This is a genomic window from Caenispirillum salinarum (assembly GCF_044803115.1).
Taxonomy (GTDB): Bacteria; Pseudomonadota; Alphaproteobacteria; order Rhodospirillales; family Rhodospirillaceae; genus Caenispirillum; species Caenispirillum salinarum_A.
Genome location: NZ_CP085224.1, coordinates 4,228,634 through 4,247,981, shown reverse-complemented (window position 1 = coordinate 4,247,981; position 19,348 = coordinate 4,228,634). Strand labels below are relative to the sequence as shown.

Annotated in this window: 18 protein-coding genes and 1 tRNA gene; 14 read left to right on the top strand and 5 right to left on the bottom strand. The window is 67.8% G+C overall.

Features of this window, described 5'->3' with window-relative positions:
• The first annotated feature begins 56 nt into the window (after nucleotides 1-56).
• From LG334_RS19460 to LG334_RS19425, 8 genes are all read left to right on the top strand, one after another.
• On the top strand, nucleotides 57-758 hold the full coding sequence (locus tag LG334_RS19460; protein WP_404380639.1) for an HAD-IA family hydrolase: 702 nt from the start codon (nucleotides 57-59) through the stop codon (nucleotides 756-758).
• On the top strand, nucleotides 749-2,857 hold the full coding sequence (locus tag LG334_RS19455; protein WP_404380637.1) for an AsmA family protein: 2,109 nt from the start codon (nucleotides 749-751) through the stop codon (nucleotides 2,855-2,857). The genes LG334_RS19460 and LG334_RS19455 overlap by 10 nt, the downstream gene beginning before the upstream one ends.
• 97 nt (nucleotides 2,858-2,954) lie before the next feature.
• The gene (locus LG334_RS19450) at nucleotides 2,955-3,683 is read left to right on the top strand and encodes an ATP12 family chaperone protein (RefSeq protein ID WP_404380635.1); all 729 of its coding nucleotides are present in this window, start codon (nucleotides 2,955-2,957) and stop codon (nucleotides 3,681-3,683) included.
• 144 nt (nucleotides 3,684-3,827) lie between these two features.
• Nucleotides 3,828-5,360, top strand: coding sequence for an acyl-CoA carboxylase subunit beta (locus LG334_RS19445; protein WP_404380633.1), 1,533 nt, complete (start codon nucleotides 3,828-3,830; stop codon nucleotides 5,358-5,360).
• A gap of 27 nt (nucleotides 5,361-5,387) precedes the next feature.
• Nucleotides 5,388-5,801, top strand: a complete 414-nt coding sequence (locus LG334_RS19440; RefSeq protein ID WP_404380631.1) for a GxxExxY protein — start codon at nucleotides 5,388-5,390, stop codon at nucleotides 5,799-5,801.
• Nucleotides 5,802-5,888: 87 nt separating this feature from the next.
• A complete protein-coding gene (locus LG334_RS19435; protein WP_404380629.1) occupies nucleotides 5,889-7,877 on the top strand; it encodes an acetyl-CoA carboxylase biotin carboxylase subunit in 1,989 nt (662 codons plus the stop codon).
• Between the two features lie 235 nt (nucleotides 7,878-8,112).
• Nucleotides 8,113-10,443 (top strand): NADP-dependent malic enzyme, encoded by a 2,331-nt coding sequence (locus tag LG334_RS19430; RefSeq protein ID WP_404380627.1) that lies wholly within the window; start codon nucleotides 8,113-8,115, stop codon nucleotides 10,441-10,443.
• Between the two features lie 53 nt (nucleotides 10,444-10,496).
• Nucleotides 10,497-10,766: an acylphosphatase gene (locus LG334_RS19425; protein WP_404380625.1), complete on the top strand. Its 270-nt coding sequence runs from the start codon at nucleotides 10,497-10,499 to the stop codon at nucleotides 10,764-10,766.
• Nucleotides 10,767-10,788: 22 nt separating this feature from the next.
• On the opposite strand, the gene LG334_RS19420 is transcribed toward LG334_RS19425, so the two are convergent.
• Nucleotides 10,789-11,103: a Txe/YoeB family addiction module toxin gene (locus LG334_RS19420; RefSeq protein WP_404380623.1), complete on the bottom strand. Its 315-nt coding sequence runs from the start codon at nucleotides 11,101-11,103 to the stop codon at nucleotides 10,789-10,791.
• A 59-nt stretch (nucleotides 11,104-11,162) separates the two neighbouring features.
• On the bottom strand, nucleotides 11,163-11,396 hold the full coding sequence (locus LG334_RS19415) for a hypothetical protein (protein WP_404380621.1): 234 nt from the start codon (nucleotides 11,394-11,396) through the stop codon (nucleotides 11,163-11,165).
• Between the two features lie 255 nt (nucleotides 11,397-11,651).
• Here LG334_RS19415 and LG334_RS19410 point away from each other — a divergent pair, with 255 nt between their 5' ends.
• Nucleotides 11,652-12,680 carry an aspartate-semialdehyde dehydrogenase gene (locus LG334_RS19410; protein WP_404380619.1) on the top strand — a complete coding sequence of 343 codons (1,029 nt, stop codon included), beginning with the start codon at nucleotides 11,652-11,654 and terminating at the stop codon, nucleotides 12,678-12,680.
• Nucleotides 12,681-12,829: 149 nt separating this feature from the next.
• Here the strand turns inward: LG334_RS19410 and lipB are convergent, their stop codons facing one another.
• On the bottom strand, nucleotides 12,830-13,519 hold the full coding sequence (gene lipB / locus LG334_RS19405) for a lipoyl(octanoyl) transferase LipB (RefSeq protein WP_404380617.1): 690 nt from the start codon (nucleotides 13,517-13,519) through the stop codon (nucleotides 12,830-12,832).
• A 106-nt stretch (nucleotides 13,520-13,625) separates the two neighbouring features.
• Here lipB and LG334_RS19400 point away from each other — a divergent pair.
• A tRNA-Leu gene (locus LG334_RS19400) sits at nucleotides 13,626-13,712 on the top strand.
• Between the two features lie 202 nt (nucleotides 13,713-13,914).
• Nucleotides 13,915-15,309, top strand: coding sequence for a magnesium transporter (gene mgtE / locus LG334_RS19395; protein WP_404380615.1), 1,395 nt, complete (start codon nucleotides 13,915-13,917; stop codon nucleotides 15,307-15,309).
• Nucleotides 15,310-15,448: 139 nt separating this feature from the next.
• On the opposite strand, the gene LG334_RS19390 is transcribed toward mgtE, so the two are convergent.
• Complete coding sequence (locus LG334_RS19390; protein ID WP_404380374.1) at nucleotides 15,449-16,552, bottom strand: IS5 family transposase; 1,104 nt, start codon at nucleotides 16,550-16,552, stop codon at nucleotides 15,449-15,451.
• 134 nt (nucleotides 16,553-16,686) lie between these two features.
• On the opposite strand from LG334_RS19390, the gene LG334_RS19385 reads away from it, so the two are divergent.
• The 3 genes from LG334_RS19385 to LG334_RS19375 are packed head-to-tail and all read left to right on the top strand — an operon-like array spanning nucleotide 16,687 to nucleotide 19,037.
• Nucleotides 16,687-17,952, top strand: a complete 1,266-nt coding sequence (locus tag LG334_RS19385; protein WP_404380613.1) for a DUF2157 domain-containing protein — start codon at nucleotides 16,687-16,689, stop codon at nucleotides 17,950-17,952.
• Nucleotides 17,949-18,596 carry a GDYXXLXY domain-containing protein gene (locus tag LG334_RS19380; RefSeq protein WP_404380611.1) on the top strand — a complete coding sequence of 216 codons (648 nt, stop codon included), beginning with the start codon at nucleotides 17,949-17,951 and terminating at the stop codon, nucleotides 18,594-18,596. The genes LG334_RS19385 and LG334_RS19380 overlap by 4 nt, the downstream gene beginning before the upstream one ends.
• Nucleotides 18,597-18,644: 48 nt before the next feature.
• Nucleotides 18,645-19,037, top strand: coding sequence for a MerR family DNA-binding transcriptional regulator (locus LG334_RS19375; RefSeq protein ID WP_404380609.1), 393 nt, complete (start codon nucleotides 18,645-18,647; stop codon nucleotides 19,035-19,037).
• 41 nt (nucleotides 19,038-19,078) lie between these two features.
• On the opposite strand, the gene LG334_RS19370 is transcribed toward LG334_RS19375, so the two are convergent.
• Complete coding sequence (locus LG334_RS19370; protein ID WP_404380607.1) at nucleotides 19,079-19,264, bottom strand: hypothetical protein; 186 nt, start codon at nucleotides 19,262-19,264, stop codon at nucleotides 19,079-19,081.
• Nucleotides 19,265-19,348 lie beyond the last annotated feature (84 nt).

Genomic DNA, 19,348 nt, shown 5'->3' with positions numbered 1-19,348 from the left:
GCTTCGACGGATGCGGTAGGATGCCTGCACGACGTAAAGAGAAAGCCTTGAGAACCATGACCCACACCCCCCTCCGCCTCTGCGTCCTGGACGTGGACGGCACGCTGGTCGACAGCATCCACAACATCGTCGCCGCCATGGAGATGGCCGCCGGCGTCCACGGCATCGTCTGTCCGCCGCCGGAACGCTGCCGGCGCGTCGTCGGGCTGGAACTGGTGGAGGCCGTCGCGACGCTGTTCCCCGAGCACGAGGACGCCCTGCACCGGCGCGTCGCCGAAAGCTACAAGCAGGCGTTCCAGACCCTGCGCGCCCGGCCCGACCACGAGGAGCACCTTTATCCCGGCGCGCTCGAGGCCCTGGACGCGCTGGAGGAGGCCGGCGTCATCCTGGGCATCGCCACGGGCAAGAGCCGGCGCGGCGTTGCCGCGATGATCGAGCGGCACGGGCTGGAAGGGCGCTTTCTCACCATCCAGACCGCCGACGACAACCCCGGCAAGCCGCACCCCGGCATGCTCCAGCGCGCCATGGTGGAGGTGGGCGCGGAGCCCGGGAACACCGTCATGGTCGGCGACACCAGCTACGACATGAAGATGGCCCGCGCCGCCGGTACGGGTGCGCTGGGTGTTGCCTGGGGGTATCATCCGGTTGTTGAGCTGAAGGAAGCCGGCGCGCACGTCGTCATCGACGCCTATGCGACGCTGACGGACGCGGCGGCGGGCGTATGGACTCAGATTGGGGGGACGGGGCAATGCGCGTGAGGACGGTTCTCAAGGGACTCGGCATCGCGGTGGTGGCGGCGGTGGTCGCCGTCGCCGCCATCCTCATGTCGGTGGACGTCAACCAGTACCGCGGCGTGATCGAGGAGCAGGCGGAGGCCGCCACAGGCCGCGACCTCAGCATCGGCGGCCCCATCGAGTTGTCCATTTCGCTCAGCCCCGCCGTGGTGCTCCAGGACGTGGCGTTCGCCAACGCGCCCTGGGGCTCGCGGCCGGAGATGGTGACCGCACGGCGCCTGGAGGCGCAGGTGGAACTGCTGCCGCTGCTGTCCGGCGAGATCAAGGTGCGCCGCCTCGTGCTGGTCGGCCCGGACGTGCTGCTGGAGGTCAACGAGGACGGTGTCGGCAACTGGGCGCTGGACCTGCCGGCCTCCGACGGCGCCGCCGAAACCGCCGCCGACGAGGCCGCGACCGCCGGCCGGCAGGCCCTGCCGGACCTGCAACTGGTGCGGGTCGAGGATGCCGTGGTGGTCTACAACGACCGGTCCACCGGCGAAAAGCGGTCCCTGTCGCTGGCAGCGCTGGAGGCCGCCGCTCAGGGCTGGAACGCGCCGCTGGCCGTGCAGGGCTCGGGACGGCTGGACGACCTGTCGTTCAGCCTGGCGGGCACGCTGGGTCCCCTGTCGGACCTGATGAACACGGCCACGGTCTATCCGGTGGTGATGAAGGTCGAGGCCGCCGGCGCCACTGTCAACGTCGACGGCAGTATCGAGGCGCCGGAGGAAGCGCGCGGGATCGACCTGGGCGTCGCCGTCTCCGTGCCAGAGCCGGCGGCCACGGCTCGGGCCTTCAATGCGGCGGCGCCGGCCGACCTGCCCGCGCTGCGCATCGACGGTCGCCTGTCGGACACCCAGGAGGGCGGCTGGTCGGTGCGGAACCTGGCCGCCTCGCTGGGCGATACTTCGCTGGCGGGCGCGCTGACGGTAACGCTGGACGGCCCCCGCCCGAAGGTGACTGGCACCCTGTCGTCGCCACTCATCGACCTGGCGGCGCTGCTGCCGTCGGAGGGCGGCGAGGGTGACGCGGCCGGTGCCGGCCAGTCGGCCGACATGCCCAGCCGCCTCTTCGCCGACACGCCGCTGCCGCTGGCCGGGCTGAAGGCGGCCGACGCCAACGTGGAGCTGGCCGTCTCCCGCCTGGTTCTGCCCGACGGAATGGCATTGGCCGACGTCACGGGCAAGGTCTCGCTGTCCAACGGTCGGCTGATGGTGGCGCCGGCCTCGGCGCGGGCCGGCGGCGGCACCGTGCGCGCCGAGGTGACGCTCGATGCGTCGTCCGAGGCTGCGCCCGCCGTTGCGCTGACGCTGCGGACCGAGGACGTGATGCTGGGCCGGGTTCTGGCGGAGGTCGGCCAGGGCGACCTGATCCAGGAGGGACCCGCCGACGTGCGGCTCGACCTGACCGGCCGGGGCGGCAGCGTCGCCGCCATCATGGGCAGCCTGGACGGGGCGGCCGTCGTCAGCGTCGGCCAGGGCACCATCAACAACGATGCCGTGCGTTCCTGGACGCAGGACATTGCTCTGCGCCTGATCGACAGCCTCAATCCGTTCGCGTCCAAGGACAAGTACACGGTCCTGCAGTGCGGGGTGGTGAACCTCAGCCTTCAGAACGGCGTCGCCACCAGCGACCGGGGCATTGCGGTGCAGACGCCCAAGTTCCACGTCACCGGCTCGGGCACGGTCAACCTGGGCACGGAGACGCTGGACATGGCCGTGAAGACCGGTGTGCGCGAGGGGGCGGGCCTCGCCACGGCCAATCTTGCCAACCTCGTGCGCCTGCGCGGCCCGCTGACCGACCCGACACTGGCCGTGGACCCGCTGGGGGCGGCGCGCACAGCCGTCTCCGCCGGTGCGGCCATCGCCTCGGGCGGGCTGTCGCTGCTGGCCGAGCAGGTCATAGAGCGCACCGCCGAGCCCGAGGACGTCTGTGCCGTCGCGCTGGGCCGGAAGCCGGCGCCGGCACCCGCACAGGAGCAGCAGGCGGCGCCGGCTCAGCCGTCGGTTCCCGATAACCCCCTCGACGCCGTCAAGGGCATGGGCGAAAATCTGGGGGAGGGCCTGAAGGGCCTGTTCGGCCGCTGAACCACCATCGCATGGCAGGCGGCGGAGGCATCGGGAAAAGGCTCCCCGTGCCTCCGCCGTCGCCGTTTCCGATCATTCGCACAAGGTGCCTTAGGACATGAGTTCGCTCGTCAATCGCCCCATGAAGCGTTTCTACAAGACCGCCGAGGCCGTGCCGGCCGAGGGCGGCCTGCACGCGGTGCACCTGGACGGCCGCCCGGTGCGCACGCCCTCGAAGGCGGCGCTGGCGGTGCCGTTTCCGGCGCTGGCCGACGCCATCGCGGCGGAGTGGAACGAGCAGGGCGAGACGCTGGTGCTCGACAACATGCCGCTCACACAGCTCGCCAACAGCGCCATCGACCGCGTCGCGCCGCTGCGCGACGCCATGATCGAGGAGGTCTTGCGCTTCGCCGAGACGGAACTGCTCTGCTACCGCGTGGCTGAGGCCGAGGACGCCGATCTGGCCGCGCGCCAGGCGACGGCGTGGCAGCCGCTGCTGGACTGGGCGCGGCAGCGCTACGACGCCACGCTGTGCCACACCGCCGGCCTGATGCCCGTGGACCAGCCGCCGGAGGCGCTGCGGGCCCTGCGGGCGGCCGTGGCGGAACTGGACGACTGGCGCCTGACCGCGCTGCAGGCCGCCGTCGCGCCGCTGGGCTCGCTGGTGCTGGCCCTGGCGCTGCTGGAGGGCCGCCTGGACGCCGAAGCGGCGTATCGGGCCGCCTATCTGGATGAACTGTTCCAGATGGAGCATTGGGGCGTCGATGCCGAGGCCCAGGCGCGACTGGAGCGTCAGCGCAAGGATATTGCCGACGCAGCCCGTTTCCTTGCTCTTTTGGGTTCGTAAGTCCGACAAACGGATTGGCTTTATTGCGAAAAGTGAAGGCGTCCCGCGGGTTCGGGGCGCCTTTTCTATGGCAACACGGCGCGCAAGGTGCTATTCCAACTCCCCACCAAATCGGGTGGGACCTCCGCCAAGTTGAGGGAGCCAATGCAAGAGATCATTCGTCTGCTCGAGGAGAAACGCGACCAGGCCCGCGCTGGCGGTGGTCAGCGACGCATTGACGCGCAGCACGGCAAGGGCAAGTTGACGGCGCGCGAGCGCCTGGAACTGCTGCTCGACGAAGGGTCCTTCGAAGAATGGGACATGTTCGTCGAACACCGCTGCGCCGATTTCGGCATGCAGGAGAACAAGACGCCCGGCGACGGCGTGGTGACCGGCTACGGCACCATCAACGGCCGCCTCGTGTTCGTCTTCAGCCAGGACTTCACGGTCTTCGGCGGCTCGTTGTCGGAAGCGCACGCCGAGAAGATCTGCAAGATCATGGACCAGGCCATGAAGGTCGGCGCGCCCGTGATCGGCCTGAACGACTCGGGCGGCGCTCGCATCCAGGAAGGTGTGGCGTCGCTGGGCGGCTATGCGGAGGTCTTCCAGCGCAACGTCATGGCGTCGGGCGTGATCCCGCAGGTGTCGATGATCATGGGGCCCTGCGCCGGCGGTGCCGTGTACTCCCCGGCCATGACGGACTTCATCTTCATGGTGAAGGACAGCTCCTACATGTTCGTCACCGGCCCCGACGTGGTGAAGACGGTGACGCACGAGCAGGTGACGGCCGAGGAACTGGGCGGCGCCATCACCCACACCGGCAAGTCCGGCGTGGCCGACCTGGCGTTCGAGGACGACGTGCAGGCGATCGCGCAACTGCGCCGCTTCATGGACTTCATGCCCTCCTCCAACCGCGAGGACCCGCCGCAGCGCCCGACCGACGACCCGTCGGACCGCGCGGAATACTCGCTGGACACGCTCATCCCCGACAACCCCAACATGCCCTACGACATGAAGGAGTTGATCACCAAGGTGGCCGATGAGCAGGACTTCTTCGAGGTCCAGCCCGAGTACGCCAAGAACATCATCACCGGCTTCGCCCGCTTCGAGGGCCGCACGGTGGGCATCGTCGCCAACCAGCCGATGGTGCTGGCCGGCTGCCTGGACATCGACTCCAGCCGCAAGGCCGCCCGATTCGTGCGCTACTGCGACTGCTTCAACATCCCCGTGGTGACCTTCGTCGACGTTCCGGGCTTCATGCCGGGCACCACGCAGGAATACGGCGGCATCATCAAGCATGGCGCCAAGCTGCTGTATGCCTATGCCGAGGCCACCGTGCCGAAGGTGACGGTCATCACGCGCAAGGCCTATGGCGGGGCCTATGACGTCATGGCGTCCAAGCACCTGCGCGGCGACGTGAACTATGCGTGGCCGACGGCAGAAATTGCGGTGATGGGGCCGAAGGGCGCGGTGGAGATCATCTTCCGCGGCGACCTCGGCAACGAGGAAAAGATTGCCGAGCGCACCGAGGAATACCGCCAGAAGTTCGCCAACCCGTTCGTGGCCGGCTCGCGCGGGTACATCGACGACGTGATCATGCCGCACAACACCCGCAAGCGCATCTGCCGCTCGCTGGCCATGCTGCGCGACAAGCAGCTGGAAAACCCGTGGCGCAAGCACGGCAACATTCCGCTTTAATGCCTACGAGTTTGGCGGTGTGAGAGGGTGAGCCACCAAGACACCAAGAACACCGAGGAAGCCGTGCCAGCGGCGCTGGACGCCCTGGAACGGCAGACGGTTGATGCGGCCTTCAAGGTCCATTCCGCGCTGGGCCCCGGCCTGCTGGAGACGGTCTACGAGAGCTGTCTTTGTCACGAGTTGGAAAAGCGACGCATCAAGGCCGTCCGGCAGGTGCCGCTCCCGGTCGTTTATGACGGCCTTCGGCTTGAAGGCGCGTTCCGCGCAGACATTCTGGTTGAGGATGTTCTGATCGTGGAGGTCAAGGCGGTCGAGAAGGCCAATCCGTTACACGAGGCGCAGTTGCTCACATATTTGCGCCTTAGTGGATGCCGTATCGGCCTGCTGATCAATTTTAACGTCCCAATGATACGGAACGGCATTCGCAGATTTGTGACGTAAGCACGATTTCTTGGTGTACTTGGTGTCTTGGTGGCCACGCCGCACACCGTTCGGGACGCCTCCGTCGATGAGGGGACGAAAACGACGATGTTCAAGAAAATCCTGATCGCCAACCGCGGTGAGATTGCCTGCCGCGTCATCAAGACGGCGAAGAAGATGGGCATTGCCACGGTCGCCGTGTATTCCGAGGCCGACCGCGACGCCCTGCACGTGCAGATGGCCGACGAGGGGGTGCTGCTGGGGCCGCCGCCGTCGAACCAGTCCTACCTGCTGATCGACAAGATCGTGCAGGCCTGCGTGGACACCGGCGCCGAAGCGGTCCACCCGGGGTACGGCTTCCTGTCGGAGAACCAAGCCTTCCAGAAGGCCCTGGCCGAGAAGGGCATCGCCTTCATCGGTCCCGATGCCTGGGCCATCAGCGCCATGGGCGACAAGATCGAGTCCAAGAAGCTCGCCAAGGAAGCCGGCGTGAACACCGTTCCCGGCTACATGGGCGTCATCAAGGACACCGAGGAAGCGGTGAAGATCGCCGAGGAGATCGGCTTCCCGGTCATGATCAAGGCCTCCGCCGGCGGCGGCGGCAAGGGCATGCGCCTGGCCTGGAACGTGAAAGAGGCCCGCGAGGGCTTCGAATCCGCCACCAACGAGGCGCGATCCTCCTTCGGTGACGACCGCGTCTTCATCGAGAAGTTCATCGAGCAGCCGCGCCACATCGAGATCCAGGTCCTGTCGGACGGCGAGACCTGCCTCTATGTCGGCGAGCGCGAGTGCTCCATCCAGCGCCGCCACCAGAAGGTCATCGAGGAAGCGCCGTCGCCGTTCATCGACGAGGCCACCCGCAAGGCCATGGGCGAGCAGGCCGTGGCCCTGTCCAAGGCCGTGGATTACAAGTCGGCCGGTACGGTGGAGTTCATCGTCGACGCCAACCGGAACTTCTACTTCCTGGAGATGAACACCCGCCTGCAGGTGGAGCATCCGGTGACCGAACTGGTCACGGGGCTGGATCTGGTGGAGTGGATGATCCGCATCGCCGCCGGCGAAAAGCTGACGCTGACCCAGGACGACATCAAGCTGACCGGTTGGGCGATGGAATCCCGCATCTACGCGGAAGACCCCTACCGCAACTTCCTGCCGTCCACCGGCCGCCTGGTGTACTACCGGCCGCCCAAGGAAAGCGACACCGTCCGCGTCGATACCGGCGTCTACGACGGCGGCGAGATCAGCATGTTCTACGACCCCATGGTCGCCAAGCTGATCACCTACGGCGCCGACCGCAACGCCGCCATCACCGAGATGCGCAAGGCGCTGGACGAGTTCTACATCCGCGGCATCAGCCACAACATTCCGTTCCTGGCGTCGCTGATGAGCAAGCAGCGCTTCGTGGACGGCAACCTGACCACCAACTTCATCGCCGAGGAATACGCCGACGGCTTTTCCGCCGACGACCTGCCGGCCGAGGACCCCTCGGTGCTGGTGGCGGTGGCGGCGGTCATCAACCGCCTGTACGCCGACCGTGCGGCGTCGGTCTCGGGCCAGCTTCCCGGCCACGAGATGCACATCCGCACCGACTGGGTGGTGCGTCTGAACGACGACTACCACCCCGTCCGCGTGGAGCGCGCCGGCAACGGCGAGCACTACGCCGTGGAGATCGAGGGCGAGTCCTATCCCGTCATGACCGACTGGACCTTTGGCGAGCCCCTGTTCGTGGGCACCGTGAAGGGCAAGGAGGTCACCGTTCAGGTGGACGGCCTGGGCATCGGCTACCGCTTGTTCAACAACGGGGCGCAGGCCCTTGCCACGGTCTACACGCCGCGCGGGGCCGAACTGGCCAAGGTCATGCCCAAGAAGGAGCCGCCCGACCTGTCCAAGTTCCTGCTCTCGCCGATGCCGGGCCTGCTGGTCTCGGTGGCGGTGTCCGAGGGCCAGGAGGTCAAGTCCGGCGAGACGCTGGCGGTGGTCGAGGCCATGAAGATGGAAAACGTGCTGAAGGCCGAAATGGACGGCACGGTGAAGAAGATCCATGCCGCGCCCGGCGCTTCCCTCTCGGTGGACGAGATCATCATCGAGTTCGAGTGAGGCTTCGGCCCGGCGGGTTGAAGGAAGGACGGCGGCTCCGGTTGGGGCCGCCGTTTTTCGTGACCGGGGCGTTGGTATCGAAGGGCGGGTTTTTGCCCTCGTCTTCGGGCCGTGCATGCCCCCATGCTGCGCTGCCGCACGTCCGGCGCTTGGGAAACCGGCTCAAGGCGCGTATAAAGCCCAAGGAAGCCGCCGCTTTCGGGCGTTTAACCGGAATTCAGTTAAGGCAGGGCGCATGACTCGCGATTTCAACGAACTGGCACTGACGTACCATCGCTGGCCGACCCCCGGGAAGCTCGCGATAACGCCCACCAAGCCGATGGCGAACCAGCGCGACCTGGCGCTGGCCTACAGCCCCGGCGTGGCGGCCGCGTGCGAGGCCATCGTCGCCGATGCCGCCCAGGCGGCCGAGGTGACGGCGCGGCAGAACCTGGTCGCGGTCGTCACCAACGGCACCGCCGTGCTGGGCCTGGGCGACATCGGCCCGCTGGCCTCCAAGCCGGTGATGGAAGGCAAGGCGGTCCTGTTCAAGAAGTTCGCCGGAATCGACGTCTTCGACATCGAACTGAACGAAAAGGACCCCGACAAGCTCGTCGAGATCGTCAAGGCGCTGGAGCCCACCTTCGGCGCCATCAACCTTGAAGATATCCGCGCCCCCGAGTGCTTCGAGGTCGAGCGCCGCTGCCGCGAGAGCATGTCCATCCCGGTCTTCCACGACGACCAGCACGGCACGGCCATCGTGGTCGCCGCCGCGGTGCGCAACGGCCTGACCATCGCCGGCAAGAAGGCCGGGGACGTCAAGGTGGTCTCCACCGGTGGCGGCGCGGCGGGCATCGCCTGCCTGGACCTGCTGGTGGAAATGGGCGTGAAGCGCGAGAACGTCTGGCTGGTCGACCGTGACGGACTGGTCTACGAGGGCCGCCAGATCGGCATGAACGGCTTCAAGGATGCCTACGCCCAGGCCACCGATCTGCGCACGCTGGACGACGTGATGCCGGACGCAGACGTGTTCCTCGGCCTGTCGGGGCCCAACGTGCTGACGCCCGAGCACGTCAAGGGAATGGCCGAGTCGCCCCTGATCCTGGCGCTCGCCAATCCGGTGCCGGAGATCATGCCCGATGTGGCGAAGGAGGCCCGCCCCGACGCCATCATCGCCACCGGCCGGTCGGATTTCCCCAACCAGGTCAACAACGTGCTGTGCTTCCCCTTCATCTTCCGGGGCGCCCTGGACGTCGGCGCAACGCAGATCAACGAGGCCATGAAGCTGGCCTGCGTGGAGGCCATCGCCCGGCTGACCCAGGCGGAGCCGTCGGACGTGGTCGCTTCGGCCTACGGCGGGGAAAAGCTGCGCTTCGGCCGCGACTACATCCTGCCCAAGCCCTTCGACCCGCGCCTGATCCTGGAGATCGCGCCGGCGGTCGCCAGGGCGGCCATGGAGACCGGCGTCGCGACCCGCCCCATCGAGGACTTCCGCGCCTACCGCGAGCGCCTGGCGCAGTACGTGTTCCGCTCGGGCCTTGTCATGAAGCCGGTGTTCGAGCGCGCCCAGGCCCACCCCAAGCGGATCGTCTATGCCGAGGGCGAGGACGAGCGCGTGCTGCGGGCCGCCCGCACGGTGATCGACGAGGGCATGGCCAGGCCCATCCTCATCGGCCGCCGGGACGTGATCGCCGAGCGCTGCAAGCAGATGGGCCTGCGCCTGGACCTGGACGAGGACGTGGAGGTCGTCGAGATCATCCGCGACATCCGCTACCACAGCTATTCCGACGCCTATCACCGGCTGATGCGCCGGCGCGGCGTGTCGCCGGACTACGCGCGGACCATCGTGCGCAGCCGCAACACGGTGTTCGCCGCCCTCATGGTGCAGCGGGGCGAGGCCGACGGCATGATCTGCGGCTCAACCGGCCGCTATGCGTCGCACCTGCAATACATCGTCGACGTGCTGGGCGTGCAGCCCGGCGTGAACACCGTCGCGGCCATGAACCTTCTGATCCTGCAGAAGGGCACGTATTTCCTCACCGACACCTACGTGAACCCCGACCCCACGGCCGACCAGTTGAGCGAGATCACCCTGCTGGCGGCCGAGGAGGTGCGGCGCTTCGGCATCGAGCCCAAGGCGGCGCTGCTGTCGCACTCCAACTTCGGCAGCCACGACGATGCCTCGGCGGCCAAGATGCGCCGCGCCGTGGAGGCCGTCTGGCACCGCGCGCCGGACCTGGAGGTGGAGGGCGAGATGCACTCCGACGCCGCCCTCTCGGCAATCATCCGCGAGCGTATCTTCCCCGGCAGCCGCCTGTCGGGCGAGGCCAACCTGCTGGTCATGCCCAACCAGGATGCCGCCAACATCGCCTTCAACATGCTGAAGGTGCTGGGCGACGGCCTGAACATCGGCCCGATCCTGCTGGGTGTGGCGCAGCCGGCGCACATCGTGACGCCGTCGGTGACGGTGCGGGGGCTGGTGAACATGACGGCGCTGACGGTGGTGGATGCGCAGCTCGACACGCCAGTGCCCACCATCCCGCCGCGCCCCAGCGCCCCGCCGCCGACCCTGGACCCGGCAGAGTAGGCGGGGCGTTGCTCCGTCACGGAATGCAGGACTGCACAGGGGAGGATGAGACGATGAAGACCGTTCACGCCGTCATCACCGGCCGGGTCCAGGGCGTCTTCTACCGCGCCTGGACCGAGGAGCAGGCGCAAGCCCTCGGCCTGTCGGGCTGGGTCCGCAACAGGCAGGACGGCAGCGTCGAGGCGGTCTTCCACGGGCCGGAAGAGGCCGTGGACGACATGCTCCGCCGCTGCCACGACGGCCCGGCCGCAGCCCGTGTCGAGCAGGTGGCGGCGGAACCCTACGACGGCGATCCGGGGCAGGGGTTCAGGAAGACGGGGTGAGGGGGCTGTCAGTGGAGCGCCGTCAGTAATGATAGCGGCACTGGGCGACGATCAGCACGCGGTCGTCATCGTCGCCGCTGGCGCGGTAGACCAGGCGGTGTTCGCCGGCGATGTGCCGCGACCACCAGCCGGAAAGGCTCTCCTTCAGCGGTTCGGGCTTGCCGAGGCCGGTGAAGGGAGCGCGTTGAGCGTCCTTGCGCAGCGTGTTGATCTTCTTGACGACGCGCTTGTCGGTCTCCTGCCAGCTGCGGAACTCGTCATAGGACATCAGCACGACCGGCCGCGCCTTCTGGCGCGTGACGACGACGGAGCCGTTGGAGCCCGTTACCTCGTCCATGACGGAGGCAAGGTTCTGGCGCAGATCAGGTTGAGGTCTGGCGTCAAGCCCCGCCCCGCTCACCCCATCCCCAGCAGCCACGCCGCCGTCACCACAAACCAGGCGGCGAACAGGCCAAGCGCGGCGCCGCCCAGCATCTTGTGCGCCCGCGCGCCCAGCACCGGCTCCAGCGGCGCCAAGCCGTGATAGAGGATCATCAGCCCCAGCGTCAGCCCGCCGGCGGCGATCAGCAGGGCGAGCGGGTCGGCGTCGAGTCCCGGCAGGCGCAGGGCGGCTTCGGCGATGGTCGGCATGGGACGGGGCTCCTGGGTGGGCGTCCGGCGGGCGGCCGGGACTTCGGGATGAAACGACACCATCCGGTTTACGCGCCATTTCCCAAGAAATCGTAAAGCCCTCTACCGGAACAGGAATCGCGCACTACTTGATGCGGCCAAGGAGAGACCGCGCGGGGTCCGGCCGGGGTCCGACTCGAACCCGGTTCAAATCTGTTCCGGAATCTGTTATAAGGCGCGTCCTCCTTACAAAAGGAACAACAGGAGCTTTTGATTATGACGAAGGATATGGTTCCCGGGGTGAAGGTTGCCGTCGTGGGTGTCACGGGTGCCGTCGGGACCGAAATGGTCACCGTCCTGCACGACCGGAACTTCCCGCTGACCGACCTGCGGCTGTTTGCGTCCGCGCGCAGCGCCGGCAAAACCCTGGAGACTCCCTTCGGCAGCAAGACCATCGAGGAGTTCACGGTCGACTCGGTTGCCGAGTGCGACGTGGCGCTGCTCGCCGTTTCGGGTGATTTCTCCAAGGAATATGCCCCGCAGCTGGCTGAGCGCGGCGTGACCGTGATCGACAACTCCTCGGCCTTCCGCTACGACGACGACAAGCCGCTGGTGGTGCCCGAGATCAACGCCGACGCCATTGGCGACGCGAAGATCATCGCCAATCCCAACTGCACCACCGCCATCCTGGCCGTGGCCCTGCAGCCGCTGCACGCCAAGTTCGGCCTGAAGCGCGCCATCGTCTCCACCTACCAGGCGGCGTCGGGCTCCGGCGCGCCGGGCATGAAGGAACTGGAGGAGGAGACCCGCAACATCCTCCAGGGCGGCCAGAGCAGCAACAAGGTCTTCGTCCACCCGCTGCCGTTCAACGTGATCCCGCACATCGACAAGTTCCAGGACAACGGCTACACCAAGGAAGAGATGAAGGTCACCTGGGAGACGCGCAAGATCATGCGCATCCCCGACCTGCCGCTGTCCTGCACGGCGGTGCGCATCCCGACCCTGCGCGCCCACGCCGAGGCCGCGACCCTGGAATTCGACAAGCCCGTCACCCCGCAGGCCGCCCGCGAGGCCCTGTCCGACGCGCCGGGCGTGAAGATCGTCGACGACCCGGAGGCCAACGCCTACCCCATGCCGCTGAACGCCAGCGGCCACTACGACGTGGAAGTGGGCCGCATCCGCCAGAGCATCGTCTTCGGCGACCACGGCCTGGACATCTTCGTCTGCGGCGACCAGCTGCTGAAGGGTGCTGCCCTGAACGCGGTCCAGATCGCCGAGTGCGTGGTGTCCGGCAAGGTGCGCTGATCCGGCGCTTCGCCAGACGCGGAATGAAAGACGGCGCGGCTCCTGAAAGGGGCCGCGCCGTTTTCTTTGCTTCCTGCGCTATTCTTGGCCACGAAGAAAGGGCGCGAGGACAGCGCTGCGCGGACCCGGTCGACGCCTCCTTCCGACGGCTATTCCGCCCGGCACGCCCGCGCGGTCTTGCCCTCGCGCTGGAACACCTCGTCGAAGGCGTCCTGCAGGGCCATGTCCACCTCTTCCATGGTCGCGGTGATGCCCAGGTCCCACAGGCTGGTCACGCCGTGCTCGCGTATGCCGCAGGGGACGATGCCGGTGAAGTGGGACAGGTCGGGCTCCACGTTCAGGGCGATGCCGTGGAAGCTCACCCAGCGGCGGACGCGCACGCCGATGGCGGCGATCTTGTCCTCGCGGCCCATGCCCCGGTCCACCCAGATGCCGACCCGCCCCTCGCGCCGCTCGCCCTTGATGGTGAAGCGGTCCAGCGTGCGGATGATCCATTCCTCAAGATCATGGACGTAGCACCGCACGTCCGCCCCGCGCTGCTTGAGGTCGAGCATCACGTACCCGACCCGCTGGCCGGGGCCGTGATAGGTGTACTGGCCGCCGCGCCCCGTCTGGTAAACCGGAAAGCGGTCGGGCGTCAGCAGGTCGCCCGCGTTGGCCGAGGTGCCGGCGGTATAGAGCGGCGGATGCTCCAGCAGCCATACCAGTTCCGGCGCCCCGTCCTCGCGGATGGCGCGCACGCGGTCTTCCATGGCGGCGACGGCGTCGGGATAGTCGACGTATCCATCGCTGAAGCGCCACTCGGGCTCGGGCAGGATATTTTGCGGATCGGTCGTCATGTCCCTTGATTTAGCGCGTCCGATTTGTTAAGTCACGCTTCCTCGAACGGCGCGGGGCGCCTCCGGATCGGTCCGGCGGCCAAACAGTCCCAAGCCGGTCTACCGTGCGGTCGTGGCGGAATTGGTAGACGCGCAGCGTTGAGGTCGCTGTCCCCGAAAGGGGGTGGAAGTTCGAGTCTTCTCGACCGCACCAGGTTTTCAGCCGGGGCCGATCGCATGCATGCGGCGGCCCCGGTTGCCGTTTCAGCCTTGGAAAAACTGGAAAAAGCCCGCCACCCGTGCTTTAACGGGCGCACCGGAACGCGTACATGACGGGAGAGGGCTCCCCCCGCCGCTCCCGTCATGCAGGCGTCCCGGACATGGGCAAGACCTCGGGCACAAGGGGGACGTCCGTCATGGAGAACCGGGTACGCAGCCTGCCGCGCGAGGAATCGGGTCAGCCGGAGGACATCTTCGGCCTGGACCCTGATTTCGTGGCGGAAATCGATGATGCCCTCGAGAACGGGCACGAGGATGTGGTGCGCGAGCTGGTCGTGCCGCTGCACTACGCCGACTGCGCCGACCTGATCGAAAGCCTGCACGGCGACCACCGCCGACGGCTGATCGAACTGCTGCGGCCGGACTTCAATCCGGAAGTCCTGCCGGAACTGCCCGACGACATCCGCGACCAGATCGTCGAGACCTACGGCTTCGCCGATTTCGCGGCCATCATCGAAGAACTGGATTCCGACGACGCCGTCTACATCCTCGACCGCCTGGACGAGGCGGAACAGGCCCACGTTCTGGCGCGCCTGCCCATCGAGACGCGGACCATCATCGAGCAGGGCCTGAACTATCCGGAATATTCCGCCGGCCGCATCATGCAGCGCGAACTGGTGGCCGTGCCGAACTACTGGACCGTCGGCGAGGCCATCGACTACCTGCGCTCCAACGCCGTCCTGCCCGAGGATTTCTACGTCCTGTTCGTGGTCGATCCGCGCCACCGGCCCGTCGGCGTGGTGCGCCTGAACCGGCTTTTGCGCGCCAAGCGCCCGGTCAAGCTGCGCGACGTGATGTCGACCGAGATGGACATCCTGCCCGTCGACATGGACCAGGAGGACGTGGCCTTCCTGTTCCGCCGCAAGGACCTTTTGTCCGCACCCGTCACCGATGCCTCGGGCCGTCTGGTCGGGCGCATCACCATCGACGACATCGTCGACGTCATCGACGAAGAGGCCGAGGACGACATCCTGCGGCTGGCCGGCCTGTCGGAAAGCTCCATTTACGTCAGCACGTGGGAAACGGTGCGCAGCCGCTTCACATGGCTGCTGCTCAACCTGGGCACCGCCATTCTGGCGTCGCTGGTCATCGGCCTGTTCGAGGACATGCTGAGCAAGGTCGTCGCGCTGGCGGTCCTCATGCCCATCGTCGCCAGCATGGGCGGCAACGCCGGCACCCAGACGCTGACCATCGCCGTACGCGGCCTGGCCATGAAGGAACTCAATCCCTCCAACGCCATGCGCATCCTCGGCAAGGAAATGCTGGTGGGCGGCATCAACGGGCTTGCCTTCGCGGTGCTGACCGGCGCGGTCGCGTGGATGTGGTTCGACGAGCCGATGATCGGCGCGGTCATCGCCATGGCCATGGTCATCAATCTGGTCATCGCCGCCCTGGTGGGGCTGCTGATACCCTTGGGGCTGGAGCGGTTGAAGATCGACCCCGCCGTCGCCTCGGCCGTTTTCCTTACGACCGTGACGGACGTGGTGGGCTTCTTCGCCTTCCTGGGGCTTGCCACCATCTTTCTTCTCTAGCAGGCTGCGGAAAAACCGGCTTTTACGGCCCCCTTTCCCCAACTGAGCGGCGAAAGTCGCGCTTCAGAAGGGGCCACGAGGCGGCCGTAGCGGCCGGTTTGGCCGGACCTGCCCGTTTGCGGACAGGCTCCGGCCAACGTCAGGCCGCCGCCATCAGCTTGGGCAGCCTTGTCAGGTTATAGGCGGCGGCGGTCAAGGTGAACATCCAGCCGACGCGATCTTTGCCACGGTGGCGGGTCTTGCGCAGGACGCCCGTGGTCTTCATCCAGCCGAAGATCTCCTCGATCCGCTTGCGCACCCGAAGGCTGACAGCGTAGCCGGCATGGCGCGTGGTGCGGCCGTCAATGCTGCTCTTTCGCCGCTTTCCCGTCTTCGTGACATGGTCGTTCCGCGCGATGTGCGGCGTGACCTTGCGGGTCCGCAAATCCCGGATGAAGCCCGCCACGTCGTAGCCCTTGTCGGCCCCCAGCGTCACGCGGCGGTTACCGTGGCGGCCGTCTTCCAGCAGGGCCAGCGCCGCCTCGCGTTCGGCGGTGCCGGTGGCGTGGGTGAGGGCCGCGCCGACAACCAGGCCGTTGCGGTTCTCCATGAGCACATGGCCCAGATAGGCCATCTGCGACGACTGGCCGTTGCCCTTGCGGAAGAGCCGGGCGTCGGGATCGGTGGTCGAGGCATGCGTCTCGTTGGACCGCTTCTCGCCCCGGAAATTCCGCTCGCTGTTGCGTCCGCCGCCGGAGGTATCGTCGTCGTCCCCACCCTTGGGCCGGAAGCTCTTCATCGACGCCCACGCCTCGATCATCGTGCCGTCGACAGAGAAGTGATCGTCCGACAGCAGGTCACGCCCCCGCGCCTGGCCGACCACGGCGGCCAGGAACTTTGCGGCCACATCGCCGCGCAAGAGGCGGTCCCGGTTCTTGGTGAAGACCGTTACATCCCAGATGGCGGCGTCCATCGACAGCCCGACAAACCAGCGGAAGAGCAGGTTGTAGTCCATCTGCTCCATCAGTTGGCGTTCGGAGCGAATGGAATAGAAAGCCTGCAACAGCAGGGCGCGCAGCAGCTTCTCCGGCGGGATGGACGGCCGCCCGACCTTCGAGTAGAGCCCCTCGAACTCTGGCGACAGGACCTCAAGCGCTTCGTCGGTGATGGCGCGGATGGCCCGCAGCGGATGATCGGGCGGCACCCGCGCCTCGCAACTCACGTACGAAAAGAGCCCTTCCGTCTGCTGGTCCTGACCGCGCATCGCGTCCTTCCAAGTGCATCAAGAGGATCGAATCACGCCGCCGTCCCGGACGGAAGGGTTTTTCCGCAGCCTGCTAGACCCTCGGCGGTCCCGCCGCCGCGCCCGATCCACCGCAGGGGAGCCCCGCCCGGTTCATGCTGTTCCGCCGCCGCTACCTCAGCCGCCTGGAAAAGGACCTCGATCGCTGGATCGACAAGGGCTGGGTGGTCTCCATCCGCCGCGACGCCATCCTGAACGACGCCGCCGAGGCCGCGGCCCGCGACGGAAAGCCCCGCACTGCGGCGCTTCTGGCCATGCTGGGGGCGCTGCTTCTGGCCGCCGGGGCGCTGGCCTTCGTCGCCGCCAACTGGGACCAGATGGGCCGCGCCGACCGCCTGGCGGTGCTGTTCGCCGCCCTGACGGCCGCCTTCGCCGGCGGCTGGTGGTTCGAGGGGCGCGGCGGCCGGCCGCGCGTGGGGCAGGGGCTGATCCTGCTGGGGTCGGTGCTGTTCGGCGCCGGCATCATGCTGGTGGCGCAGATCTATCACATCCAGGCGCATTTCCCCGACGGCATCCTCCTGTGGGGCGCCGGCGCCCTGGCGGCGGCCGTGCTGATCCCCAACCAGGGCTCGCTGTGGCTGGCCTTCGGGCTGGCCGGCATCTGGTCGGTGCAGGAGATCCTGGCTTTCGACGCCGTTCCGCACTGGCCCTTCCTGCCGGCGTGGGCGGTGCTGGCGGCGGTGGCCGTGCGTTGCCGCTGGTGGACCTGCCTGGACTTCGGCGTGCTGGTGCTGGCCGGCTGGTATGCGCTCGCCGGTACCCGCTTCGCCTTCGAGGTGGCGGACATCTCGGGTGCCGGCGCGGCGGCGGTGCTCATGGTGCCGGCCCTGGCCGCATGGGTGGCCGGCGACGCCGTGCCCCGCATCGGCTGGCTGCTGCACGCGCTGGGGCTTCTGGGAGCGGTGCTCTGCGCCTACATCGTCACGCAGCCGGACCTTGACGCCCCCGCCGCCGACGTGGCGTTGGGCGCCGCCGGAGCCGGTCTCGGCCTGGCGGTGCTGGCGGCCCTGGCGGTGCGGTGGCGCGGGCTCGACAGCGGCGGCCTGTGGGAGCGCCTGGCCCTGGCCGCGCTGGCGGGCCTGCTGGCGCCCCTGCGGATTGGGCTGGAAACCTGGAGCGGGTCCGTCGCCGCCGACTGGGGCATGATCGCCGGCTTCCTGCTGCTGGTGGTGGGCCTGGCGGTTCACGGCGGGCGCAGCGGCAGCCCGCTGGCGCGGCGGGTGGCCTATGGCGCCTTCGCGGTCGACATCGTCGGGCTGTATTATCGCGGCGACGTGTCGCTGCTGTCCTTGTTCGTGTTCTTCACGCTGGCCGGGGCCGCGCTGGTGGTCTCGGCCCTGCGGCTGGAGAAGCAGGCATGAGGTGGCGGCTGTCCCGCGGCGCGCGCGTGGCCCTGGTGGCGGGGGCGATGATGGGCGTCCTGGTCGCCATGATCGTCTGGCGCCAATGGCCCCTGTTGACGGGGCGCGAGATCGTGCTGGAGACCGAGCCCGTCGACCCGCGCAGCCTGTTCCGCGGCGACTATGTGGACCTGACGTACGAAGCCTCCATTCTGACCCAGGCGGAGATGCCCTTGCCGGACGTGGCGCCGGGGCAGACCGTCTACGTGCCGTTGGCCGGCCCCACCGAGCCCGGCGGCGGCTGGCGCGCGGCGGGCGTGATGACGCAGCGGCCCATCGGTCCGATCCTGTACCTGGAGGGGCGTGTGGCGACGGTTCACCGCAATCCGCCGGTGCCCGCACCCGCCGGCGAGCCGGAGCCGCGCCTGCCGCCCTCGTGCGGCGCGGAGGGATGCATGGTCATGGGCATCGACTATGGCATCGAAAGCTATTTCGTGCCCGAGGACACGGGCGGGCGGCTGGAGGCCCTGGCGGCGGAGGACGGCCGCCTCGGCGTCATCGTCGCCGTCGACCGTCGCGGCCGGGCGGCGGTGGCCGGCTTGATGGTGGACGGCGAGCGGATCAGCCGCGAAGGTCTGTTCCAGACCCTGCCGGGGCTGCCGTAACGGAAACTGCGCTTGCTTTACGTTTACGTTCACGTAAACTAAGGTCTTATGATGACCGAGCGCACCTATTCCATCAGCGACCTGTCGCGCGAGTTCGACGTGACCGCGCGCGCGATCCGTTTCTACGAGGACAAAGACCTCATCCAGCCCATGCGGGAGGGGCAGCGGCGGATCTACACGCCGCGCGACCGGGTGCGCCTGAAGCTCATCCTGCGCGGCAAGCGTCTGGGCTTTTCGCTGTCGGAAATCAAGGACATCCTGGATCTCTACGACACCGACATGGGCGAGAGCCGCCAGCTGGAACTGCTGCTGGACAAGATCGAGGAGCGCCGCCGTGCCCTGGAGGCCCACCGCCGCGACATCGACCTGACGCTGGCGGAAATGGACGACCTGGAGCGCCAGTGCCGCGAAAACCTCAAGGAACGTGCCGGGGCGGACTGAACCTGCGGCGTCCCCTGTTCGTCCCGTCCCGTCGCGGGTGGTCAGACGTGGCCCAGGAAGGCCACCGCGATGGCGGCCACCGTCATGATGCCCACCAGGAACCAGCCGCGCAGATGGTTGGTCTTTTCATCGGTCTTCTCGGCACGAAAGCCCGACAGCGCCCAGATCGCGGCCGACGCGACCGCGAACAGAATTCCGAACTTGATGACGTAGAGCATGAGGTCCATGGGCTGACCCTACACCGTGTCGGGCCTTGCGGAAAGGCGGGAGCCCCTGTGGCGCTTGAACGCCTTCAGGCGCGACCGCGCCTG

Excerpts from the sequence above, each read along its gene's own strand:
- LG334_RS19455 (WP_404380637.1), top strand. The coding sequence starts at position 749 with ATGCGCGTGAGGACGGTTCTCAAGGGACTCGGCATCGCGGTGGTGGCG.
- LG334_RS19425 (WP_404380625.1), top strand. The coding sequence starts at position 10,497 with ATGAAGACCGTTCACGCCGTCATCACCGGCCGGGTCCAGGGCGTCTTC.
- LG334_RS19410 (WP_404380619.1), top strand. The coding sequence starts at position 11,652 with ATGACGAAGGATATGGTTCCCGGGGTGAAGGTTGCCGTCGTGGGTGTC.
- mgtE (WP_404380615.1), top strand. The coding sequence starts at position 13,915 with ATGGAGAACCGGGTACGCAGCCTGCCGCGCGAGGAATCGGGTCAGCCG.
- LG334_RS19450 (WP_404380635.1), top strand. The coding sequence starts at position 2,955 with ATGAGTTCGCTCGTCAATCGCCCCATGAAGCGTTTCTACAAGACCGCC.
- LG334_RS19460 (WP_404380639.1), top strand. The coding sequence starts at position 57 with ATGACCCACACCCCCCTCCGCCTCTGCGTCCTGGACGTGGACGGCACG.
- LG334_RS19445 (WP_404380633.1), top strand. The coding sequence starts at position 3,828 with ATGCAAGAGATCATTCGTCTGCTCGAGGAGAAACGCGACCAGGCCCGC.
- LG334_RS19435 (WP_404380629.1), top strand. The coding sequence starts at position 5,889 with ATGTTCAAGAAAATCCTGATCGCCAACCGCGGTGAGATTGCCTGCCGC.
- LG334_RS19430 (WP_404380627.1), top strand. The coding sequence starts at position 8,113 with ATGACTCGCGATTTCAACGAACTGGCACTGACGTACCATCGCTGGCCG.
- LG334_RS19420 (WP_404380623.1), bottom strand. The coding sequence starts at position 11,103 with ATGGACGAGGTAACGGGCTCCAACGGCTCCGTCGTCGTCACGCGCCAG.
- LG334_RS19380 (WP_404380611.1), top strand. The coding sequence starts at position 17,949 with ATGAGGTGGCGGCTGTCCCGCGGCGCGCGCGTGGCCCTGGTGGCGGGG.
- LG334_RS19415 (WP_404380621.1), bottom strand. The coding sequence starts at position 11,396 with ATGCCGACCATCGCCGAAGCCGCCCTGCGCCTGCCGGGACTCGACGCC.
- LG334_RS19370 (WP_404380607.1), bottom strand. The coding sequence starts at position 19,264 with ATGGACCTCATGCTCTACGTCATCAAGTTCGGAATTCTGTTCGCGGTC.
- lipB (WP_404380617.1), bottom strand. The coding sequence starts at position 13,519 with ATGACGACCGATCCGCAAAATATCCTGCCCGAGCCCGAGTGGCGCTTC.
- LG334_RS19390 (WP_404380374.1), bottom strand. The coding sequence starts at position 16,552 with ATGCGCGGTCAGGACCAGCAGACGGAAGGGCTCTTTTCGTACGTGAGT.
- LG334_RS19385 (WP_404380613.1), top strand. The coding sequence starts at position 16,687 with ATGCTGTTCCGCCGCCGCTACCTCAGCCGCCTGGAAAAGGACCTCGAT.
- LG334_RS19375 (WP_404380609.1), top strand. The coding sequence starts at position 18,645 with ATGATGACCGAGCGCACCTATTCCATCAGCGACCTGTCGCGCGAGTTC.